The 19,725-nt window shown below is 51.4% G+C and carries 15 protein-coding genes; 4 read left to right on the top strand and 11 right to left on the bottom strand.

Going from position 1 to position 19,725, the window contains the following annotated elements; translation table 11 throughout:
* Positions 1 to 9: 9 nt before the first annotated feature.
* From JNUCC31_RS17595 to JNUCC31_RS17585, 3 genes are all read left to right on the top strand, one after another.
* On the top strand, positions 10 to 2,580 hold the full coding sequence (locus JNUCC31_RS17595) for a UvrD-helicase domain-containing protein (RefSeq protein WP_192262888.1): 2,571 nt from the start codon (positions 10 to 12) through the stop codon (positions 2,578 to 2,580).
* A gap of 85 nt (positions 2,581 to 2,665) precedes the next feature.
* Positions 2,666 to 3,034 (top strand): hypothetical protein, encoded by a 369-nt coding sequence (locus tag JNUCC31_RS17590; RefSeq protein WP_192262887.1) that lies wholly within the window; start codon positions 2,666 to 2,668, stop codon positions 3,032 to 3,034.
* 205 nt (positions 3,035 to 3,239) lie between these two features.
* Entirely contained in the window at positions 3,240 to 4,280 is a 1,041-nt protein-coding gene (locus JNUCC31_RS17585; RefSeq protein ID WP_228469064.1) for a zinc-binding alcohol dehydrogenase family protein, read from the top strand.
* Positions 4,281 to 4,349: 69 nt separating this feature from the next.
* Here the strand turns inward: JNUCC31_RS17585 and JNUCC31_RS17580 are convergent, their stop codons facing one another.
* Positions 4,350 to 5,420, bottom strand: a complete 1,071-nt coding sequence (locus tag JNUCC31_RS17580; protein ID WP_192262886.1) for a Gfo/Idh/MocA family protein — start codon at positions 5,418 to 5,420, stop codon at positions 4,350 to 4,352.
* A gap of 38 nt (positions 5,421 to 5,458) precedes the next feature.
* A complete protein-coding gene (locus tag JNUCC31_RS17575; protein WP_192262884.1) occupies positions 5,459 to 5,935 on the bottom strand; it encodes a GNAT family N-acetyltransferase in 477 nt (158 codons plus the stop codon).
* 306 nt (positions 5,936 to 6,241) lie between these two features.
* On the opposite strand from JNUCC31_RS17575, the gene JNUCC31_RS17570 reads away from it, so the two are divergent.
* Positions 6,242 to 7,303: a copper amine oxidase N-terminal domain-containing protein gene (locus JNUCC31_RS17570; RefSeq protein ID WP_228469062.1), complete on the top strand. Its 1,062-nt coding sequence runs from the start codon at positions 6,242 to 6,244 to the stop codon at positions 7,301 to 7,303.
* A gap of 194 nt (positions 7,304 to 7,497) precedes the next feature.
* Here the strand turns inward: JNUCC31_RS17570 and JNUCC31_RS17565 are convergent, their stop codons facing one another.
* From JNUCC31_RS17565 to JNUCC31_RS17525, 9 genes are all read right to left on the bottom strand, one after another.
* Positions 7,498 to 7,926, bottom strand: coding sequence for a RidA family protein (locus tag JNUCC31_RS17565; RefSeq protein ID WP_192262880.1), 429 nt, complete (start codon positions 7,924 to 7,926; stop codon positions 7,498 to 7,500).
* A gap of 226 nt (positions 7,927 to 8,152) precedes the next feature.
* A complete protein-coding gene (locus JNUCC31_RS17560) occupies positions 8,153 to 9,124 on the bottom strand; it encodes a M15 family metallopeptidase (protein ID WP_192262878.1) in 972 nt (323 codons plus the stop codon).
* A gap of 317 nt (positions 9,125 to 9,441) precedes the next feature.
* Entirely contained in the window at positions 9,442 to 10,155 is a 714-nt protein-coding gene (locus tag JNUCC31_RS17555) for a hypothetical protein (RefSeq protein ID WP_192262876.1), read from the bottom strand.
* A 154-nt stretch (positions 10,156 to 10,309) separates the two neighbouring features.
* A complete protein-coding gene (locus JNUCC31_RS17550) occupies positions 10,310 to 13,513 on the bottom strand; it encodes a DEAD/DEAH box helicase (RefSeq protein WP_192262874.1) in 3,204 nt (1,067 codons plus the stop codon).
* A gap of 351 nt (positions 13,514 to 13,864) precedes the next feature.
* Positions 13,865 to 14,386 carry a chemotaxis protein CheW gene (locus JNUCC31_RS17545; RefSeq protein WP_192262872.1) on the bottom strand — a complete coding sequence of 174 codons (522 nt, stop codon included), beginning with the start codon at positions 14,384 to 14,386 and terminating at the stop codon, positions 13,865 to 13,867.
* Between the two features lie 190 nt (positions 14,387 to 14,576).
* Complete coding sequence (locus JNUCC31_RS17540) at positions 14,577 to 15,539, bottom strand: ABC transporter ATP-binding protein (RefSeq protein WP_192262870.1); 963 nt, start codon at positions 15,537 to 15,539, stop codon at positions 14,577 to 14,579.
* Complete coding sequence (locus tag JNUCC31_RS17535) at positions 15,536 to 16,513, bottom strand: ABC transporter ATP-binding protein (RefSeq protein ID WP_192273098.1); 978 nt, start codon at positions 16,511 to 16,513, stop codon at positions 15,536 to 15,538. The genes JNUCC31_RS17540 and JNUCC31_RS17535 overlap by 4 nt, the downstream gene beginning before the upstream one ends.
* Positions 16,514 to 16,624: 111 nt before the next feature.
* Positions 16,625 to 17,971, bottom strand: coding sequence for a M20 family metallopeptidase (locus JNUCC31_RS17530; RefSeq protein ID WP_228469060.1), 1,347 nt, complete (start codon positions 17,969 to 17,971; stop codon positions 16,625 to 16,627).
* A 95-nt stretch (positions 17,972 to 18,066) separates the two neighbouring features.
* Positions 18,067 to 19,650, bottom strand: a complete 1,584-nt coding sequence (locus JNUCC31_RS17525) for an ABC transporter substrate-binding protein (RefSeq protein ID WP_192262868.1) — start codon at positions 19,648 to 19,650, stop codon at positions 18,067 to 18,069.
* Positions 19,651 to 19,725 lie beyond the last annotated feature (75 nt).

Raw genomic sequence — 19,725 nt, 5'->3', positions numbered from 1 at the left:
GGATGAAACATGTTAAGTCCGAACTCAACGTTTTACCCCCGTCCGCTTGGGGTTACCCCGGCGGCATCCTTGCCTAACTCTCCTTCCGCTCCGTTGGAGACGAGCAGGCAACTTGTGAGCAGCGATGAACGGGATGCCCCTTATTTCCGCTCGCTGGAGGAGGTGGGCATCCGGCTGAACGGACCCCAAATCTCCGCGGTTCGCCATGGCAAGGGACCCTTGCTGACCCTCGCAGGAGCGGGCTGCGGCAAAACAACCGTACTCGCTGCACGAGCCGGCTATCTAATGGAGGTTAGTGGGGTTCACGCCGGCAGCATCCTGCTGGTGACGTTCACCAACAAAGCTGCTACCGAGATGAAGGACCGTATTGCCGCACTGCCTGGCATCCGTCCCGCGGCCGCAAGAGCGGTGCAGGCCCGTACCTTCCATTCCTTTGCACTGACGCTGCTGCGTCATTACGGCGTGCAGGAGGAGATTTTTGGCGAGTCCCGGGCTCAGCACACTGTCATCAAGATGCTCCTTCGCCAATATGGCATGAGTGAGGCATTCCAACCGGAGAGTTTGCTGGCCATGCTGTCTGCCTGGAAGATGCAAGGATCGGAAACCAACGATCTGCCCGAAAAATCTCAGGAAGAACGCGATGCCAAGCGTGTTCTTCTTGGTTATGAAGCCTGGAAGCGGGATCGGAGCAAAATGGATTTTGATGATATTTTGCTGCGCGCAGCTGCTCTGCTGCGTGATCCTGCGGTGCTTAAACCACTTCAGCAGCGTTTTCAATACATCATGGTTGATGAGTTCCAGGATACCAACGGTCTGCAATATGAGATTGTACAAAAACTGGCTGCAGCCCATCGCAATCTCATGGTTGTGGGAGACGACGACCAGACGATCTATACGTTTAATGGAGCGCGCCAGGAATCCATACTGGAATTCGATAAAGTTTACCCTGGTGCACGTATCGTGACGCTGGATATCAACTACCGCAGTGATGCGCGTATTCTGGGACTAGGCAGCGAACTGGTTGCCCGGAACAAACGCAGACGCGACAAACGGCTGCGGGCAGCTGGACACCGCGGGGACGCCCCCCGGTTTGCAACTCCCTCCAATGCCGAGGAAGAAGCAGCTTGGGTCGTGAACCAGCTCTGTCAACAGGTGGAGGAAGGGTTGCACACTTATCGCAATATTGCGATTCTCCACCGGACAGCCAGCAGCAGTCGAGCGATATTTGAGCAACTTGTTCTGAAGAATGTACCTTTTGTACAACATGGGGCTTCGCCGGTCTTCTATGATCAGTCGCTGATCAGACCGCTGATGGATCATATGCGTCTGTCGCTAAATCCACGCGCCATGGAAGCTCTGCCGAGCGCACTTGGACCCCTCTATGTGTCCCGGGACGCCGGTCTGGAGTGGATTCAGCGTAGTGAACAGCAACAGGCGAAGAAATATCCACTCATCCATCTGGCCAAATGGGACAAGCTGAAACCTTTCCAGCAGGAACAAGTTAAGGAACGCATCAAACTGATCAAATCGCTAACGAAACTGAAACCGGTTATTGCCATCCAGGAAATGCGCCGCCAGTTCTACGACAAGTATATGGAGAGCGGTGATCCAAGCATCTTTACCCATTACAAGGAGACTATGCTGGAGACACTGGACGAATTCGAAGCTGCTGCCAAAAAATTTGAGACGGTTGAAGAATTCATCCAATTTGCGGATGAACTCTCCCGCAGGCACCGAGAGATGGAATCACTGCGCCGTGCACAGGACAGTGACGCGGTACAACTGATGACCATCCATCGCGCCAAAGGGCTTGAGTTCCCATGTGTGTATTGGATCGGAGCCAGCGAAGGAATCGTGCCTCACAGCACAGCTCTGCGGCAGGATATTCCCGAAGACCAGAAGGCTGCCCTTACGGTGCAGCAAACGGATGCAGAGCTGGATATGGCTCTGGAAGAAGAACGGCGACTCGCTTATGTAGCCATCACACGGGCCAAGCAGTATTTATATATAACTTCTCCCGCCAGTCATCACGGAAAACCGGCAGATGTTTCCCGTTTTCTGCTTGAGGCCTTTGGCATGGAAGTTCCAGACAAACGCAAAAACCGCGAAGACAGCCGAACAGGCCATCACGCGTCATATAGCAAAGGCAATGGACAACACGCCCGCTCTGGTGCCCGTTCCGAAAGTCGGGATGTTGTACAGCGTCGTGCAATCAGCCACAGTGAACGTCGTGACTTCGAAGTGCACAATGAACGTGACGATGATCGGCTCAGTGAACGGCGTGGCAGCGGTGAAATCCGCAATCATAAAGCATTCAGCACAACAGGTGTGAGTCAGGCATCTTCGTCCTCGAACCGTTCGGGATCGCATTCCTCAGGAAATGGCGAACGTATGGAGACCGTGGCGATCTGGAAATGCAGTTCTTCCACCTGCAAGGCGTGGCTGCGCCAGAAATCGGACGTGCCTTCAGCCAAAGCATCCAAAAGGGTAACGTCTGGTCCTCCAGTCTGCCCCCTGTGTTCAGGCACGATGGAAGCCGGTACCCGCAAGGTTCCCGTAACCGGGCGGTTCGGAAGGTAAACGATTGCCATTCGTTTCAGGACGCTTCCTGCTGTTTATTAACAGTAGAAGCGTCTTTTTTCCATTTTAGAATGGAGGTTGGATTATGCAGGACGGCAAAAAGCATTACTATGTATCGGTAACCCATAATCTCATTGAACAGACCAAGAACGAATCAACACCGTTTGAAGTCATGGTCGACGATGAACAGCTAAACCGGTTAAAAGACCTGATGAAAGTGCTGGAGGATGAAGATGCCTATACGCTGCAACGAGCCCCGGTTCCCTACAAATCGGCTGATCATGATGAGGCTACGGAACAGTTTTCGGATGGCATGACGTTGCTGTACACCTTTCTGTATCACCACGGCACTCCGGATACCCGGCAGGCGATTGAAAGTATGAATGTGCTTCCCCAGCTGCAAGACACGGATTACGATGACCCGGGGTACGAAAACTCACCACTGAATAAATAAACTCTTTTCACAAAGACTTCCTCTCCGATCGATCCAGACCAGTCGTCTGTTTCAGGGGGACGGAGGTCTTTATTCTTTTACAGGTTCCGCCCCAATAGTATCATTATTGATACTATAAACCAAAATTGATACTACTATCTATTTTAGATATTATGTCATATATTTATATTCTAAACTTATATCTGCGAGGAGGATAACTATAGCGATGGAAAATCCAATCATGATGAAAGCGTTCGGATATTACGAACCTGGGATAGAGACTGACATACCGCCATTTCAGGAGGTAGAAGTGGAGAAACCCCAACCTACAGGACAGGATTTACTTGTTGAGGTGAAGGCGGTGTCTGTTAATCCGACGGATTGGAGGTCGCATCTTTCCAAACATCCAGACGATTTATCCCTGACTGTGCCTGGCCGTGACGTAGCGGGCGTGGTCGTTGACATCGGCTCCGATTGCCATTTGTTCAACGTTGGTGACGAAGTGTATTATGCGGGGAGCAATATGCGCCCAGGCGGACACAGTGAATTTCATTTAGTGGATGAACGAATTGTCGGCAGAAAGCCGAAAAATCTGGATTTCGCCCAGGCGGCAGCTTTACCTCTGACAAGCCTTACGGCGGGAGAAGCCTTTTTCGAGCGCTTGGGCATTTCCAGGAATGCATCGGATAACGAGGGCAACAGTATGCTTATTATCGGGGCTGCGGGGGGCGTCGGATCGATCGCTACTCAATTAGCCAAATTGGCTGGCCTTAAAGTCATAGCAACTGCCTCTCGTCCCGAATCGGTCTCTTGGGCAAAATCAAACGGGGCAGACTACGTGATCAACCATCATCAACCATTTGGACCCCAACTTAAAGATCTCGGACTCACTGGTGTACAATATATTTTCGTGCTAAATCATATAGATGAGCATATGGAAGAGATGGCAGACGTTATTTTGCCGCAAGGGAAAATTTGTTCCATTCTGCCATTCCAAAAACCAGCCGAACTTCAAAAGTTATTTTCAAAAAGTGTAACGCTCGTTTGGGAAATGATGTTCACCCGTCCGATGTTCCAGACAGATGATATGATTGAACAACATCATCTACTTAATGAAATCGCGGATCTGGTGGATGCTGGCAAGATTCATACAACGATGGCAGAGCGGATTAAACCGATTAATGCGGCTAACCTGCTGGAAGCCTACCGAAAGAGCAAATCGGGCACTGCGATTGGTAAAATCGTGTTGGAAGGGTTTGAAAAGTAAACGGTAGTCCACTTATCTGATCACGATCCATGAATCCATTAAAGGAAACCGAACCGATTGTAAGATGAATCAGTCCAGACGAATCTCCTGACCTTTTCCGGCTGACTCGTAGATCCCGCACAGCATCCTTGTCGAGGCCACACCATCCGCGATCGGGCTGATCGGCTCGGTACCATTCAAACAACAATCCACAAAGTGATCAATCTGATTCTGGAAGGCGCCATGAATATCTAAACCTGTATAGTCTGTCTGGGGTTCAATGTTCAGAATCGTATGGTGTTTCTCGGTGACGATTAGCGTTTTGGGTTCCAGCTCGAATCCCCCACGCTCACCGTAAAGCTTAACGGAAGATTCATCCCCGCGGGCATGCAGGGTAAAGCTCACATCTACTGCCAGAGAGGCCCCATTCTCAAAGCGAATCAGTGCATTCGCCATATCCTCCACGTTGTTAACTGCGGAGCTGTAGTCTGCGGCTTTGTAAAAAGAAAGATGTTCGATATGGGCACGATTGCCCAGCTTCCGATACGTATTGCCACTGACCGAAACAGGTTTCGGTCTGCCCATCAGATACCAGCATTGGTCGATAATATGTACGCCCAGATCAATGAGTGGACCACCCCCGGAACGGTTTTTGTCCGCGAACCATCCTCCGGGATTCCCCAGACGCCGCAGGATAGAGGCTTTGGCATAATAGAGTTCACCAAACTCACCCGCATCAATGAAACTGCGCAGCATCTGCATATTATTGTCATAACGACGCACAAAACCCACGATGAATGTACACCCGCTCTTCTTCACGGCCTCTTCGATTCGCAGCGCATCTTCCACATTGGTTGCTACCGGCTTCTCCAGAAGCACATGTTTGCCTGCCTCCAGAGCAGCAATGGCAAAATCCGCATGGGTATTGTTCCACGTACAAATACTAACGGCATCCACATGCGGGTCTTTCAGCATCTCCCGGTAATCCGTGTACACTGACTGTGCATCATATTTCTGTGCGGCTGCGGTAGCACGTTGTTCGTTCAGATCGCAGATGGCGTAGATAACGGCATTCTCGTTTTTGGCATAACACCTCATATGAAGATCCGAGATGGACCCCGTACCGATCATGCCAATATGCAGCATTTTGCTCGTGCTCATCTTCGTCCTCCCTTCCTTTTCCTGAACATGGATATTGTTTAGTCTGCCCGGAGCATGCCTTTGTAAATCCCTGGTGTTGAATTTTCGATCTTCACGGCCCCCAATGTCTGAGCATAAAAGTCCACCGGTCCCGCCGATCCAATGATCGCGTAAGCGTAACCATCAGCTTTCATGGCATGCATACAGGCCAAGAGCAAAGCAGTGCCCACCCCTTTACCCCTTGCCTCCGAACCCACACCTGTTGGACCAAAGAAGTTGCGACACGTCGACTCGTAGCAGGCAAACCCGATCATTTTGCCATGCTCGAGTGCAATATAACAAGACACGGGTTGACGTGCAAAGGCCACATCACATTCATCCACCCACGCCTGGCTAAAATGGGATCTCACCCAATCCAGCACAAGCTGCTTCTCTGGTGCGATGGCTCTTCGGATGACAATGGAGGATTCCTCCAACTTTTTCAGTCCACTCTCTTGCTCCGGCAAATCGTAAAGCTTAACCAACATATCACTCATCTGACCTGTTCCTCCTTGTTTTGAATGTGATCAGTTACATATGAATTCATTCCAAAATATAGACAATCAGGAATGTGAATTACAGGTTTACCACTCACTTGGATCTTAACCGTATCCTGATGCCTGTAACCTGCAATTTGGCCGATATTGTAAATAATGATCTGACATACTGCTTCCATTCATGACTTTCAAGTGCAACACTTAATCAAGTTGTCCCGTCTATAAGAATGAAGCGCGGCCCTAATTAGGAGTTTACCGCGATATAACCAAGATTAGAAGGGATGAAAATCAGCAATGAACAACAACATGAAAAAAGTAAGCGCCCTGATGGTCCTGTCCTTGGCCCTGAGCGGCGGAGCGGCATATGCAGCTACTCTGGACAGTACACAACCGATTAACTCAACTTCCGTATCAGCTGACAGCAAAGGCCTCGAAGCCGTTAAAGTATCTGTGAATGGCGCATCAATGGCTGACGGCTATTGGAATAAAGATGGTCAAGTACCGATGATCGCGCTGCGTGACCTTACCGAGGCGCTTGGCATTGAACTGAAATGGAACAAGGAGAACAAATCCGCCGAATTGTCCAAAGGCACTCTCTGGACACTCGTCATTACAGGCAAAGACCAGTATTCGGTCAACAAAATGCTGCTTACGCTGGGAACAGCACCCGAAATCACGGAGGGCAAGTTATTTGTACCTGCTTCTTTTGCAGAAAAGGTATTGCATGGTCAAGTGAAAACAACAGGAAACCAGGTTAACATTTCTCTTGAAGAGGACGTGAAAACCGTAACCGAGCGTGGTGTCATTACAGGAATCAACAGCGAAGGCAAATATCAATCCATCCATATCGGCGGTGCAGGTACAGACGGGATCGTACTGAATGTCGGTGAGGATACCACTTTCAAATCCGCGGATGGCAAAGAAATCAAACTCACCGATCTGACCCTGGGTATGAGCGTGGAAGCGGAGCATTCAGAGATTGCAACCCTCAGTTTGCCACCGCAAACACCTACCTACAAGGTCACTGTACTGGATACTGCAGCTTCTGAATCCCAAGCACAACCAAAAGAGGTTCTGGGTACAGCAGGTACAATTGAAAACGTAAAAACAATCGAAGATAATGGCTCTCAGATCGAGATCTCCGGTTCCCGTCTGACAGAGACAGCACCTGATCATGTTATCCTTAACATTGGCAAGGATGCACAACTGGTGAACCATAAAGGGGAAACGGTTAAAGCGGAACAACTGACCAAAGGGGCAAAAGTCATCGGATTCTATAGCCCGGTCCTGACTCGCAGTCTGCCGCCGATCGGTAACGCTTGGAAAGTGGTACTGGAGGCACCAGCAGCACCATCCGAAGCGAAATAAACAGCCAGTGATGGCTGGCCTGCTTCATCTATAGAAAACCCTGGATCAAACATGGTTCATGCACAAATAACCTTATCCCGCATATCCTCTTTCATGGAGGTTGGGTAAGGTTATTTCTCGATCACGCATTTTTTACATCTTCCAATGTATATCTTGCTGTCCAAAAAAGTTCTTCGCGAATGTACGTATTGGACCTATTCTGTTATTTCGGTATCAACTTCAGCTTCAGCTCCAGTTTCTGCTTCTACAATGGCCTCCACTTCGATCTCGACCATCAACAAAGGATCAATAAGTGCGCGAACCTCCACCATCGTGGCGACAGGCTGGATCTGACCAAAAAATTCACCATGAGCCTTGCCCACTTCTTCCCACCGGGAAATGTCGGTTACAAACATGCGGGTTCTTACGACATGAGACATGTCTGCTCCCAATTCTTTCAGTGCATTTTCAATGGTCTGCAAAATAAATCTCGTCTGTGCATATGGATCACCTGCTCCAACCACAACACCGTCCTGCATAGCCGTTGTCCCCGCCACTTCAATCCGGTTGCCTACACGGATGGCACGACAGTATCCGACAAGCGGCTCCCATGGAGAACCCGTAAACACCTGCTGTTTGCTCATTCTGCTGTCCCTCGCTTTCGTTGTCATACCCCTTGATTAATCTCTGAAGTATATCAGTCTACTGTCCATGTAGACAAGGAAATTAAGGTTCTCATCGGTTGAACTTCATATATATTAAAAAAGCCCCTGAAAGATCACCACTTACCTCGGTAAGTAGTATCTTTCAGGGACTTCGGAATATTGATCCTATTGCACTCTTGTATGCAAACGTAAGGTGGCCCTTAACTTACAGCTTGATATTGGCTTCGTCGAAGTATTCTTCAAGTGTCAAGCCGCTTTTCACAACATCCGGGGCCAGCTCGGGGCCAACATAGCGAATATGCCATGGCTCGTACACATAGCCGGTTACACCTTCCTCACCTTTCGGATAACGAATGATGAACCCATATTCAGCTGCATGCTCGGCCAACCACTCGCCTTCTTTTGATGTGCCAAACACCTCTTCCAGCGCATTGCCTACACTTGGACTGGAAACGTCAATCGCAAGTCCGGTCTGATGTTCGCTGTGGCCTGGCACAGAGCTTACACGATCCGTGTATTCTTGACCTTTGGTTTTGACATTGTTGTTGTAGATGGACACCTGACGCTGATAAGAACGATAGCCAGATACCGCACGAAGCTCAATGCCGTCCGCCTTGGCACCTGCAAACAGCTTCTCCAGCGCCTCGGCAGCTTCCTTGCGCATATGACGCTTCTCATGCGGTCCGTCGAAGGAGAACGGTACGTTCGGCTCCACCAGATCATCCGGCTCATACCCTTCAGGCAGGCTGCGCTGTTTATTAACGATAACAGTCATCGCCTGTGCATTGGTCACTACCGATTGTGCATCAATCGTCGTTTGCAGGGCGCTAATGCTGCGTTTCTCCATCAGGGGATCATCTGCTGTGGCTCCATTGCCTGCATCAGAAGATCCTTGATTTTCTCCATTTGAAGCATTGCCAGAACTACTATCCGTACCTTCACTGCTATCGCCAGAAGATGAACTCTCATCCCCACCTGTGTTACCATCACCGCCGTTGTCCTCGGTAAAATGAACGGTGGTCCCATCGGACTCTTGCTGTGCATTTCCTGCGGCGTTCAGATTCTGATTCTCCTCTGATCCTGAACCGTCCTGGCAAGCGGACAGCAAGGCTCCGCATATCATAAGTGAAGACAGCATAACTGCAATGTAGCGCTGTCGTCCTGTACGTGTTTTCATGTAAAATCTCCTATCGCAATATGATCAAAAATGGCTGAAATTGTGCATTCGGGCTTGTCATCCCCTGCGACAGTATACCTTAAATTGCAACAAAGCTCCACCGACAAAGAGCTCCCTGAGCAGAAGTCAACATAAAGATATGCCGGGTGTACAGCTTGTACGGTCGTTTTTTGGACTTTTAGGCCCTTATCCCATGGATGTATACAAAAGAAGTGAATTGGACGAGTGTGTATACCTTTCCGGATAGAAAGCTGGTTCGGATGCACATCACAAACAAGCGGGGGCGATCTGAGATCTCCCCCGCCACAATGGATGCATCATTTGGTTGCCGGGCTGTCCTTCTTCTTCTGGACAGCCTCCCACATCCGCGCGGCTACGCGCTCGCGGATCAATGCCAGCCCTGCGGCGGCCGGCACGCCTGGCAGCAAAGCCGCCAGTTCCGGCGTTGCCGGGAGCTTGCCCGGCTGCACCAGCCGCACCTTCACGGCGCCGAAGCCAGGCCCTGGCTGGTGCATGGCGCCTTCCGCGGCGGCCTCGGCGATCCACTCGCCGACGGCTGCGCCGCCTTCGCCGCCCCGCGCCTGCGGGCGGCCGGCCGTTTCGGCTGCGCGGCCGGGGCCGCTGGGATCATGGGCGAGTTCTTCCGCCCATGACCCCAGCACGCCGGCGAGCAGCGCTTCGCGCGGCAGGCCAGCGTGCGCCAGCTGCAGCAGCGGCTCGGCCGCGAAGCGCGCAGCAACGGCACGCTCAGCGGCCGCGGCATGCGCGCAGCCCGGGCGGCCGCAGGTGCACGCCGCTGCGCCGCCCGCGCCAAGCGAGCTGCCAGCGGGGGCCGTGCCCGGCGCGGCCTCGCCTGGCGCAGCGGGAAGCAGCGCGGCGAGTTCCGCCGGGGCTGGGCCGCCGCGCAGCAGCGCATACAGCGCCAGCGGGCGCTTGCGCAGCTGATCTAGCACGGCCTCGCGTGCGGCTTCACTTAGCTGCGGCAGCGTACCTGTGACCGTGAACGGGCCTACGGTTGATCCGGTCTTCACTACGTCTCCTGACGCCGCTTGGCCTGCATCAGGAGCTGCACTCACTTCTGCTGTCCATCCACCGGGGGACATATGCAGCTCGACATTCCATTTTTCGCTCACAACAATCCCCCTTCCTGTGATTATATTGTGCATTCATTGTTTATCTCGCAACTTACAGCCACGCCTCGCCCTGTAGCGAGATCAGGCCGCGCAGCTCATCATCCGACATCTCCGTCAACCAGTTCTCACCTGAACCGACGACTTGCTCGGAAAGTGCCTTTTTACTCTCAATCAGCTCATCAATCCGTTCCTCCAGGGTGCCCTGACAGATCAGTTTATGCACCTGTACATTGCGATTCTGTCCGATTCGGAAGACCCGGTCCGTCGCCTGATTCTCCACCGCCGGATTCCACCAGCGATCGTAGTGAACGACATGACTGGCACGCGTCAGATTCAGACCCACACCCCCGGCACGAAGAGACAGGACAAACAAGGATGGGCCCTCCCCTTTTTGGAAGGTCTCCACCATATCATCCCTTTGCGACTTCGATACACCGCCATGCAGGAAATACGGCTCTTCCTCGTAGCGCTGTGTAAGCCGGGAAACGAGCAGCTCCCCCATCGCCACATACTGGGTGAAAATCAGCGCTGATTCCCCGTTGTCACGGATTGCATCCAGCAATTCCAGCAAACGTTCCATTTTGCCGGATGCCTCAGCCTTGCCATGTTCCTTCCGGCTGCTGTCAGCCAGAACGGGATGGTCACAGATCTGCTTCAGCTTGGTCAGTGAGGACAACACAATTCCCTTACGGGCGATTCCGTTTCGCCCATCCAATCCACCCATCAGATCATCCACTACGCGCTGATACAGAACGGTCTGCTCCGGCGTGAGGGAACAATAGGATTTCAGTTCCAGCTTCTCCGGCAGATCCTTGCGGATATCCGGGTCACTTTTCAGTCTGCGCAGCATAAAGGGCGATACAAGCCGATGAAGCTCACGCAAGGACGCTGCATTTTCTTCGGATGGACCCAGTCCCGTATACCGCTGGCGGAATGAAGAAGCTGTACCCAGATACCCCGGATTCAGGAATTGAAAAATGGACCACAGCTCGCTTAACCGATTCTCTACCGGCGTACCCGTCATCGCAATGCGGTGCGGCGCAGACAGACGCATGACGCTTTGTGCTTGCTTCGTACGGTAATTTTTAATATATTGTGCCTCATCCAGCACAACGGTAGACCAATGCAACGAAGCCAGATCCGGGCCATCCCTGCCTGCCAGATGATAGGTTGTCAGCACAATATCATGAGACTGTGCTTCTTCCTGAAAGGCACTGCCGTGCAGCCGTTGTCCGCCATGATGGATATACAATGACAGATTCGGGGCAAAGCGCTTCAGCTCACGCTGCCAGTTCCCGAGCAAAGAGGTAGGGCACACAATAAGCGCAGGCAGATGTACACCCTGCATGTTCAGCTGCTCATCATTCGAGGAACGTCCTTCCATACCCATAAACGCTTCATGTTCACGTGCTTCTTCAGCCGCCGCTTGTTGTTCCTCATGCTTCAAATCCAGCAAGCAGGTGATCACCTGAATGGTCTTCCCCAGTCCCATATCATCGGCGAGACATACCCCAAACCCAAGCTCACGCATGGCGGATAACCATTGGTAACCCCGCTCCTGATAAGGTCTTAGTTCACCATGCAGCTCTGCCGGAACCTGACGCGGCTCAATACTGCGAAGCACCTGTCCGTCGAGCAGGAAGGAGAGCAGTCCTTCGGAATCCGCGCCAAAGACGGACAGACCCTTCCATGCTGTATCCTCACCTTCCTCAGCTGCCAGATGCAGCCATTCGGAGAGAGGCATATATTGTTCTTCTTCTTTTTTCATATAACGCAGAACCTGGCGAATCTCTTTTGTATCCACTTCAATCCATTCGCCGCGGAACATGACATAAGGAACCGTTGCTTCCGCAAGAGCAGCGAGCTCCTCCGACGTCACAGGTTTGCCGTCCAGCATCGGTTCCGCTTTGAAAGCGACCAACTGCTCCATACCCAGTGCAGACGGGGCTCCGAGCGGTCTTTCTGTTCCACGATTGAGCATCTGCAGGCGCAATCCTGCGCGGCGCTTCCCGGCACGGCTCCAGCGGGAAGGCATTAACACGGTTACTCCCGCCTTCTGCAGACGAGGCACAGCATACGTCAAAAATTCAAAAAACGCTTGCTGTTCCAGCTTCATTCCTTCCGGCCTTGCATGAAGAAGTGCCGTCTCCAGCTCCGGTGCCAATTCTGCGGCCTGACCCAGCCCCATCAGCAATTGCTCAGCAGCCGAAATATAACACACCTTGCCCCGGTCCAGATCCCGGTCCGGATGGGCCCAGATTGTACGTGCAGGCAATCTCAGACCGGCTTCCTGTTCACTGTCTACCCAGAAGGTAATTCCCCACAACGATTCATGCTCACCCAGAGGAGGTTCGAGTCGCAGCACCAGCTTCAATTGACCTTCCGTCGGTGTGGACTCTTCGCCCCCTACGACAGGCATCGCTGTTCCACCCGCTTCTTGCAGCGTGCCAATGAGTTCTGTCATTTCTTCCGTCGGGCCCTGCACCGTCACCGGACGGAACATCGAGATCAGGCTGTTCCACCATAACTCCGCAACTGGAGAAGATCCACGCCGGAATGGGGTACGGTAGCGAGACAACTCACTATCCATGCCCTCCATCTCACCCGTGACAACCGCATGAACCATTCCGCTCATAAATGAAAATAATACGGTCGCTCCCGCCTCCTCCCGTGATTCCGGTTCAGAAGATGCGTATGCTCCGGGAGCAGACAATCCAATCGGCGGCATCGATTCCGCCAGCTCCCGGAAACGGTCCACATCCGCTTCTTGCAACAGACGTGGACGCCATACCCCTGTCAGCGTTTCCTGACCAGTACGGCGACGCGCACCCGTCTTGGCCGCAAATTCAGCGGAAGGAGAAAATTCTCCCCGCAGCAGCAGTTCCTGTGTAAACTGTGCCGCTTTTACCCAGTAGCGAATTTCTTCTCCAGCCTGAATTCCTGACGCATTCAATATCCTGTCGTCCCAATTTAGCAGCAGTTTGAACGTATCTTTGGGCGAGATAGCCAGCCCCTCCAACGTCCGTCCGAGCAATTGGCGCCGCTTCGTACCCTTCGCTTCCGCAGCATTACGCATCGGATTAGGCCAACGAAGCTCCGCAAGACGCAGAGCCGCAGGCTGAAACAGACGGCCCCCGTCGCCAAAATTCAGCTTCCGTACCACGTGGCTCCACGCATCCACACGCGGCTCCGATGTTTCACCGGAAAAACAAAAAAACACGTCACCAAGCCATACTCCATACAGCGATTGCATCATTACAGTCTCCCGTCATCCCTTCGCATTGTTACTCTCCATCATATACGAAAATGCTCGGATTTAAAAACTTTTACACATAAAAAGTGCTTCTTTTGTTCCCTGTCCCCTCTGATCTGTACCGAAAAATAGTTCCCTTTTCCGTTTTTCTGCTTCTACATCACTTCAAAAAACCATCCAAACCACTTTATATGATATTGACTACGTCTGTTAAAGGGTGAAACACAACACGTAAATTGCATTGGAGGATAGGATGATCACACTAAAAAATGCCCCTCATCCCTGAAAAGGGCAAGGAGCATTTTCATAACTAACTGAATTTATGCTTTGTTATAGCATCCGTAAGAGCAATGCTTAATGGGATTGGGTTAAATTACCGAGCAATACGTCCAGATTAAGAATACCGGCTTCATGATCGTCATTGTGTGCGATTTCCTTGAATATTCCCTTTGCGTAACGTCTATATTCTTCCGTAGGCTCTTCAAATCGATCATACATCACCACGGAATCCACTGAATCGACAACGAGCGGTACATAATCGTCATGGTACGGCACAACAATGATGCGAGTGGACGGTGTAGGCTCCTCGTCAGGCATGCCCAGCAGGACGCGTACACTAACAACCGAAACCACTTTGCCGTAAAGGGGTGTAAAACCCTTGATCTCAGGGCTGCCAAAAGGAACAGTGGTTACCGGGAGCATTCTGATAATTTCATGAACTTCATCAATACGAATCGCACAAATCTGATTTCCGACTGAGAAATTAATGTATTGAACTTGTACTTCCTCATCCATAGATGTCTTCATACCCTTCTTGTTTTCAGTTTCGATAAGAAGCTTTTTATAATAAACCTGATCATGAATAATCCATCTCATGTTGCTTTCTCTGTGTTTATATCGGTTGATGTCAGGAAAAATTTTAGGATTCAATTACTGGCCTGATGGGATGGCTTAAAGAAAAGAAAAATGCAAACGGAGCCCCACGTACACTGGAGACTTGTTTGCATTTCGGTTTGCATTATCTGTTTGCATTTCTCTACGTATTTCTTCAACTCTGGTGATCACTTTAATACAGATGACACGCCACCTGGCGTCCCGGGGAAATCTCCCGCAGCTCCGGGATAACAGAGCGACACTCGTCCTTTACATACGGACAACGGGTATGAAAAGCACAACCGGATGGCGGGTTCTCCGGATTGGGCACATCTCCGCTCAGGACAATTCGTTCCTTTTGCACATTCGGGTCAGGAACGGGAACAGCAGACATCAATGCTTTCGTATACGGATGCAGCGCCTCGGTGAACAACTCGGAGGTGGGCGCAAGCTCCACCACTTTGCCCAGATACATGACGGCCACACGATCACTGATGAACTTAACGACGGACAGATCGTGAGAGATAAACATATACGTCAGTCCGAATTGTTCCTGCAGATCCTGCATCAGATTCAGCACCTGTGCCTGAATGGACACATCCAATGCAGAGACCGGCTCATCACACACAATGAACTTCGGGTTCAATGCGAGAGCACGGGCAATACCGATCCGTTGGCGTTGTCCACCCGAGAATTCATGCGGGAAACGGTGTGCCTGATATGGAGATAATCCAACCACTTCCATCAGTTCTTCGATTCGGCTTTTCAGCTCGTTTTTCCCCAGATTGTGGTGGGTAAGCAGTGGCTCCTCCAGCGTACGCTGTACCGTCCAGCGCGGATCGAGGGAGGCATACGGGTCCTGGAATACCATCTGCATGTCGGTTCGGAAACGGCGCAGCTCTTCTGGGGGCAGCTTTCGTACATCCCTGCCCTCGAAGAACACCTCGCCATCCGTCGGTTCTATGAGTCGTAAAATTGCACGTCCTGTAGTGGATTTGCCACACCCGGATTCCCCGACCACAGCGAGCGTTTCACCGCGCTCCACGGACAGCGTTACGCCATCAACGGCCTTGACGGCACCGACCTGTTTGGAGAAAAGACCTTTACGAATGGGGTAGTGCTTCTTCAGGTTTCTGACTTCCAATATCGCACTCATATAATCCCCTCCTGCTGCAGCAGACAGCGGCAGCTGTGACTTGGCGCTGTCTCCAGTAATTCGGGTTGTATCGTCTCGCACCGCGCTTCCTTAACCGGACAACGAGGAGCAAAGCGGCAGCCAGACGGCATATGGGCGGGATTCGGAACTTGGCCCGGAATGGACTGAAGACGATCCTGATCTCCCGCAAGCTGTGGCAGTGAAGCGAGCAGTCCACGGGTATACGGATGCTTCGGATCGGCAAAAAGGGTTTTGACATCCGTCTCTTCCACTACTTGTCCTGCATACATCACCATGACGCGATCACACATCTCAGCTACAACGCCGAGATCATGGGTGATCATCATGATTGCCATATTCTCCGTCCGCTGGAGGTCACGCATCAGATCCAGAATCTGCGCCTGGATGGTTACATCCAGGGCGGTTGTCGGTTCATCGGCGATGAGCAGCTGCGGGCTGCATACCATCGCCATGGCGATCATCACCCGCTGGCGCATGCCGCCGGAGAGCTGGTGCGGGTATTGTTCCGCAATTCGTTCGGGACGGGGAATGCCGACTTTGCGAAGCATATCAACTGACCGTGCCCAAGCCTCTTTTTTGCCCAGCTTCAGATGATACCTTGCCGCCTCCGAGATTTGTTTGCCGATCTTGAATACCGGATTGAGCGAAGTCATCGGTTCCTGAAAGATCATGGCCATTCGGTTACCCCGAATTCGGCGTATCTCCCTCCTGGACAGCTTGAGCATATCTTTCCCCTGGAAACGGACTTCTCCTGAAGCCACGCGGCCGATCTTTTTGGGAAGAAGCTGCATAATCGATAACGAGGTAATACTTTTCCCGCATCCCGACTCCCCTACAATACCCAGCACCTCTCCCTGCCGTATGGAAAGGCTGATTCCGTCCACGGCACGAATTACGCCTGCATCCGTTATAAACTCTGTCCGCAAATCCGAAACTTCGAGCAGTGCAGTCATGTTGTTCCCCTCCCATACCATTACGTTCTGAATCTTCTGCATCCTCACACATGCCCCTACCACTCAGTCGTTCAGCTTGTTCTCCAGACTCCCTTCTCTCCCGAAAAAGAATTAGCGCTTGGCAATCGTGGCTTCTTCGGAAGCTGCACCGTTCAAACCCTTCAAATTCTTCAATGACGTCTCATCTTCCATGCCTTCCACACCCAAATATTTAAGGGCGCTCAGCGCATACACTTTGGCGCATTGGATAATCTGCCATACGGGTGCTTTTTCGTTAAAATTGTGAATCGTGGATAGCTCTGCCGGACCATATTGCAATACCGGAATCTGATGATTACGGAAGTGGCGTGCATCGCTGGATGCCCATTGCAGCACACCGTACGCCTCTTCGCCGCTCACTTCGCTGATGCTCTCCACCAGTTGACTAACGATCGGTTCATGTGCTGGCGTCCAGTTTGCGTTGCCCTGGAAACCAAAAGGCTTCAACTCCGACTCAATTCCTGCTTCAAGCAGAAGCGAACGAGCACGGTCGAGCACATCCCGGTAATCCACACCAAATGGAACACGTGAATCCACCTGAACCGTACAGCGATCCGCTACCACGTTCACCTTGGTTCCACCCTGAATCGAACCGATATTCACGGTTACATGATCGAACACCTGATAGGCCAGACCTGCCTTCTCCCGGTCGCGAGCATACTCCTGCGAGATGCGGATAATGTCTTTCACGTCTTCCGGGATGTCCGGCTTGATGTCCCACAGCCGCTGTAAAGCTTCAATACCCTTGGCCGCCTTTACAATCGCATTATCGCCTACAATGGGCTGCAGACTGCCATGACCCGGTGTGCCTTCCACTGTAAACTCAAACCAGCAGCTCCCCTTTTGTCCAATCGTCGGATGCTGCGGGCTGGACGGCTCGGCAATGACTGCTGCAGTACCCGTTGCCAGGCCGCGCTCCAGTACCCAGGGCACACCCAAATCGCCTCCCGTTTCCTCATCAGGGACAATCATCAGTGACAGGTCACCCCGCAAAGGTACACCCAGCTTCGCCAGAATAACCGTCGCATAGATCAGACCCGCAAGCCCGCCCTTCATGTCAGATGCACCCCGTCCAAGCATGTAGCCGTCCTTAATTTCGCCGCAGAACGGATCAAAATCCCATCGTGAAAGATCCCCGGCTGGCACAACGTCCGTATGCCCACAGAAAATCAGATGTTTGTCCGACTTCTCCGCCCCTTCTCCATTTAACGTCGAGATCAGGTTAAACATCGTTTCCGTTGCCGCATGTACTTTGGTATCGATTCCGGCCTGATGGAGATATTCAATAATAAAAGCGCTAATCTCGCGTGAATCCCCTGGAGGGTTCTCCGTAGGAAAGCGGATCAACTGTGAACATAACTCCAATAATTCATCCTGGCCTTCCTCGATTGCTTCAAGTACTTTCCTTTTCCAATCCATCCTGATCAGGCTCCTTCCAATATTGGCTGTATGGTACTTGGCACGAATCGTCAGAAGACAGGCATAATTGCCTGTCCCCCAAAGTCATCCTTCGTTTACTGCTCCTTGCTAAGTGGGTAGAAACGCAGAACCTCATCCGGGTAGTACACATATCCGCTGACTTTGTTGTTCATGCCGACAACCCGATTGTATTCGTAGAGATATGCCCACGGTGCTTCTGTTGTAATAATCTCCTGTGCCTTCATGTACAGCTCGTTTCGTTTCGCCTGATCCGGCTCTGCTCCTGCTTCTTCCCACAGCTTGTTGACTTCTGCATTGTTGTAGTGAATGTAGTTGGAAGAACCTTTGCCGTAGAGCAGGAAGCCCAGGTGGTATCCAGGATCATTAACAAAAGAGGTCCATTTGGAAATGTAGGAGACCAGATTGCCTTCTTTTTGTTGTTCCAGGAACTGTGCACGAGCGACCTTGTTAATGTTCATTTTGACACCGATCTTGGCCAGTTCCGCTTGAATCAGCACCGCATCATATTCCCAATCGTCAAATCCGGAACCGAGAGTAAAGTCAAAGCTGAATCCCTCTGCATATCCTGCTTCTTTCAACAATTCCTTGGCCTTGTCCAGATTGTACTCGTACACATAGCCTGCATCCGTAAAGCCTGGTGTGTTACTCGCCACAGCACTCTTCATCTCTTTGGCCTGACCATACATGACATCGTTGATTAACTGGTCATAAGGGATCGCATAGTTGATGGCCTGACGTACTTTTTCATTATCAAACGGCTTGACATTGTTGTTCATCGCGAAGAACAAAATGCGGTTACTCGCATTCGACTTAATCGTCAAATTACTGTTCTCTTGCAAAGCCGCAACATCTTTTGGAGGAATCTCAATTGCCATGTCCACGTCACTCTTGTTCAACAGCAGAACACGGTTGGAGGCTTCCTTCGTGAATTTCAGTGTTACTTTGCTGAGCTTCGGTGCACCCTGCCAGTAATCATTGTTAGCCTGGAAGACGGCTTCACTGGCCGGGTCCCATTTTTCGAGTGTGAACGGGCCAGAGCCAGCGGCATTTGTTTTCAGATAATCGTCACCTTTTTCCTCGACCAGCTTCTGGTCCACAATGGAGAAGGTATACATGGCAATGATCTGGGTAAACATGTGGTTGGCTTTATTCAGCACGATCTCGACAGTGGAGTCGTCCTTGGCAGTCACGCTCTTGATGTCGGCCATTCCGTATAGAAAGCTGCCGGAGCTTGATTTGGCCACACGGTCAAAAGAGTACACAACTGCATCCGCATTAACCGGATTTCCGCTTTGAAATTTCAGGCCACTTTTGATTTTGAACGTATATGTCTTGTTATCATCTGATACTTCCCAGCTCTCAGCGAGCATCGGTTGAATATCTTCTGTGTTGGCTACGTCTGCACCATCCACCGTTTTGACACCATAGGTTACCAGCTGGTCGTAGGTTGCCAGTACCAATGTGTCGGAAGTCAGGTCATTCGCCTCAGCCGGGTCCATCGTCGTCCCACCCTCTGAATACGCAACTGTCAGTGTCGGTGCAGGTTTCGCTGCTTCCCCTGAACCGGATGCCGCAGGCTGCTGGTTGGCATTGCTGGCACAGCCGCCTAGAACAACCGTAAGAGCGATCATTGCAGAAAACCATTTGAACTTTTTCATTTTTAGTTTCCTCCCCTTTTCGAACCAGTCTTATGATGCAATACAGCTGTAAAACGTTGCAGCTTTCATTAGACA

It is taken from the genome of Paenibacillus sp. JNUCC-31 (assembly GCF_014844075.1).
In the GTDB taxonomy this organism is placed as follows: Bacteria; Bacillota; Bacilli; order Paenibacillales; family Paenibacillaceae; genus Paenibacillus.
The sequence above is the reverse complement of the archived record's forward strand: the minus strand, read 5'-3'. Positions and strand labels throughout refer to the sequence as shown.

Bases quoted from the DNA above. Each gene is read 5' to 3' on its own strand.
- JNUCC31_RS17595 (WP_192262888.1), top strand. From the start codon at position 10: ATGTTAAGTCCGAACTCAACGTTTTACCCCCGTCCGCTTGGGGTTACC.
- JNUCC31_RS17590 (WP_192262887.1), top strand. From the start codon at position 2,666: ATGCAGGACGGCAAAAAGCATTACTATGTATCGGTAACCCATAATCTC.
- JNUCC31_RS17585 (WP_228469064.1), top strand. From the start codon at position 3,240: ATGGAAAATCCAATCATGATGAAAGCGTTCGGATATTACGAACCTGGG.
- JNUCC31_RS17580 (WP_192262886.1), bottom strand. From the start codon at position 5,420: ATGAGCACGAGCAAAATGCTGCATATTGGCATGATCGGTACGGGGTCC.
- JNUCC31_RS17575 (WP_192262884.1), bottom strand. From the start codon at position 5,935: ATGAGTGATATGTTGGTTAAGCTTTACGATTTGCCGGAGCAAGAGAGT.
- JNUCC31_RS17570 (WP_228469062.1), top strand. From the start codon at position 6,242: ATGAAAAAAGTAAGCGCCCTGATGGTCCTGTCCTTGGCCCTGAGCGGC.
- JNUCC31_RS17565 (WP_192262880.1), bottom strand. From the start codon at position 7,926: ATGAGCAAACAGCAGGTGTTTACGGGTTCTCCATGGGAGCCGCTTGTC.
- JNUCC31_RS17560 (WP_192262878.1), bottom strand. From the start codon at position 9,124: ATGAAAACACGTACAGGACGACAGCGCTACATTGCAGTTATGCTGTCT.
- JNUCC31_RS17550 (WP_192262874.1), bottom strand. From the start codon at position 13,513: ATGATGCAATCGCTGTATGGAGTATGGCTTGGTGACGTGTTTTTTTGT.
- JNUCC31_RS17545 (WP_192262872.1), bottom strand. From the start codon at position 14,386: ATGAGATGGATTATTCATGATCAGGTTTATTATAAAAAGCTTCTTATC.
- JNUCC31_RS17540 (WP_192262870.1), bottom strand. From the start codon at position 15,539: ATGAGTGCGATATTGGAAGTCAGAAACCTGAAGAAGCACTACCCCATT.
- JNUCC31_RS17535 (WP_192273098.1), bottom strand. From the start codon at position 16,513: ATGACTGCACTGCTCGAAGTTTCGGATTTGCGGACAGAGTTTATAACG.
- JNUCC31_RS17530 (WP_228469060.1), bottom strand. From the start codon at position 17,971: ATGGATTGGAAAAGGAAAGTACTTGAAGCAATCGAGGAAGGCCAGGAT.
- JNUCC31_RS17525 (WP_192262868.1), bottom strand. From the start codon at position 19,650: ATGAAAAAGTTCAAATGGTTTTCTGCAATGATCGCTCTTACGGTTGTT.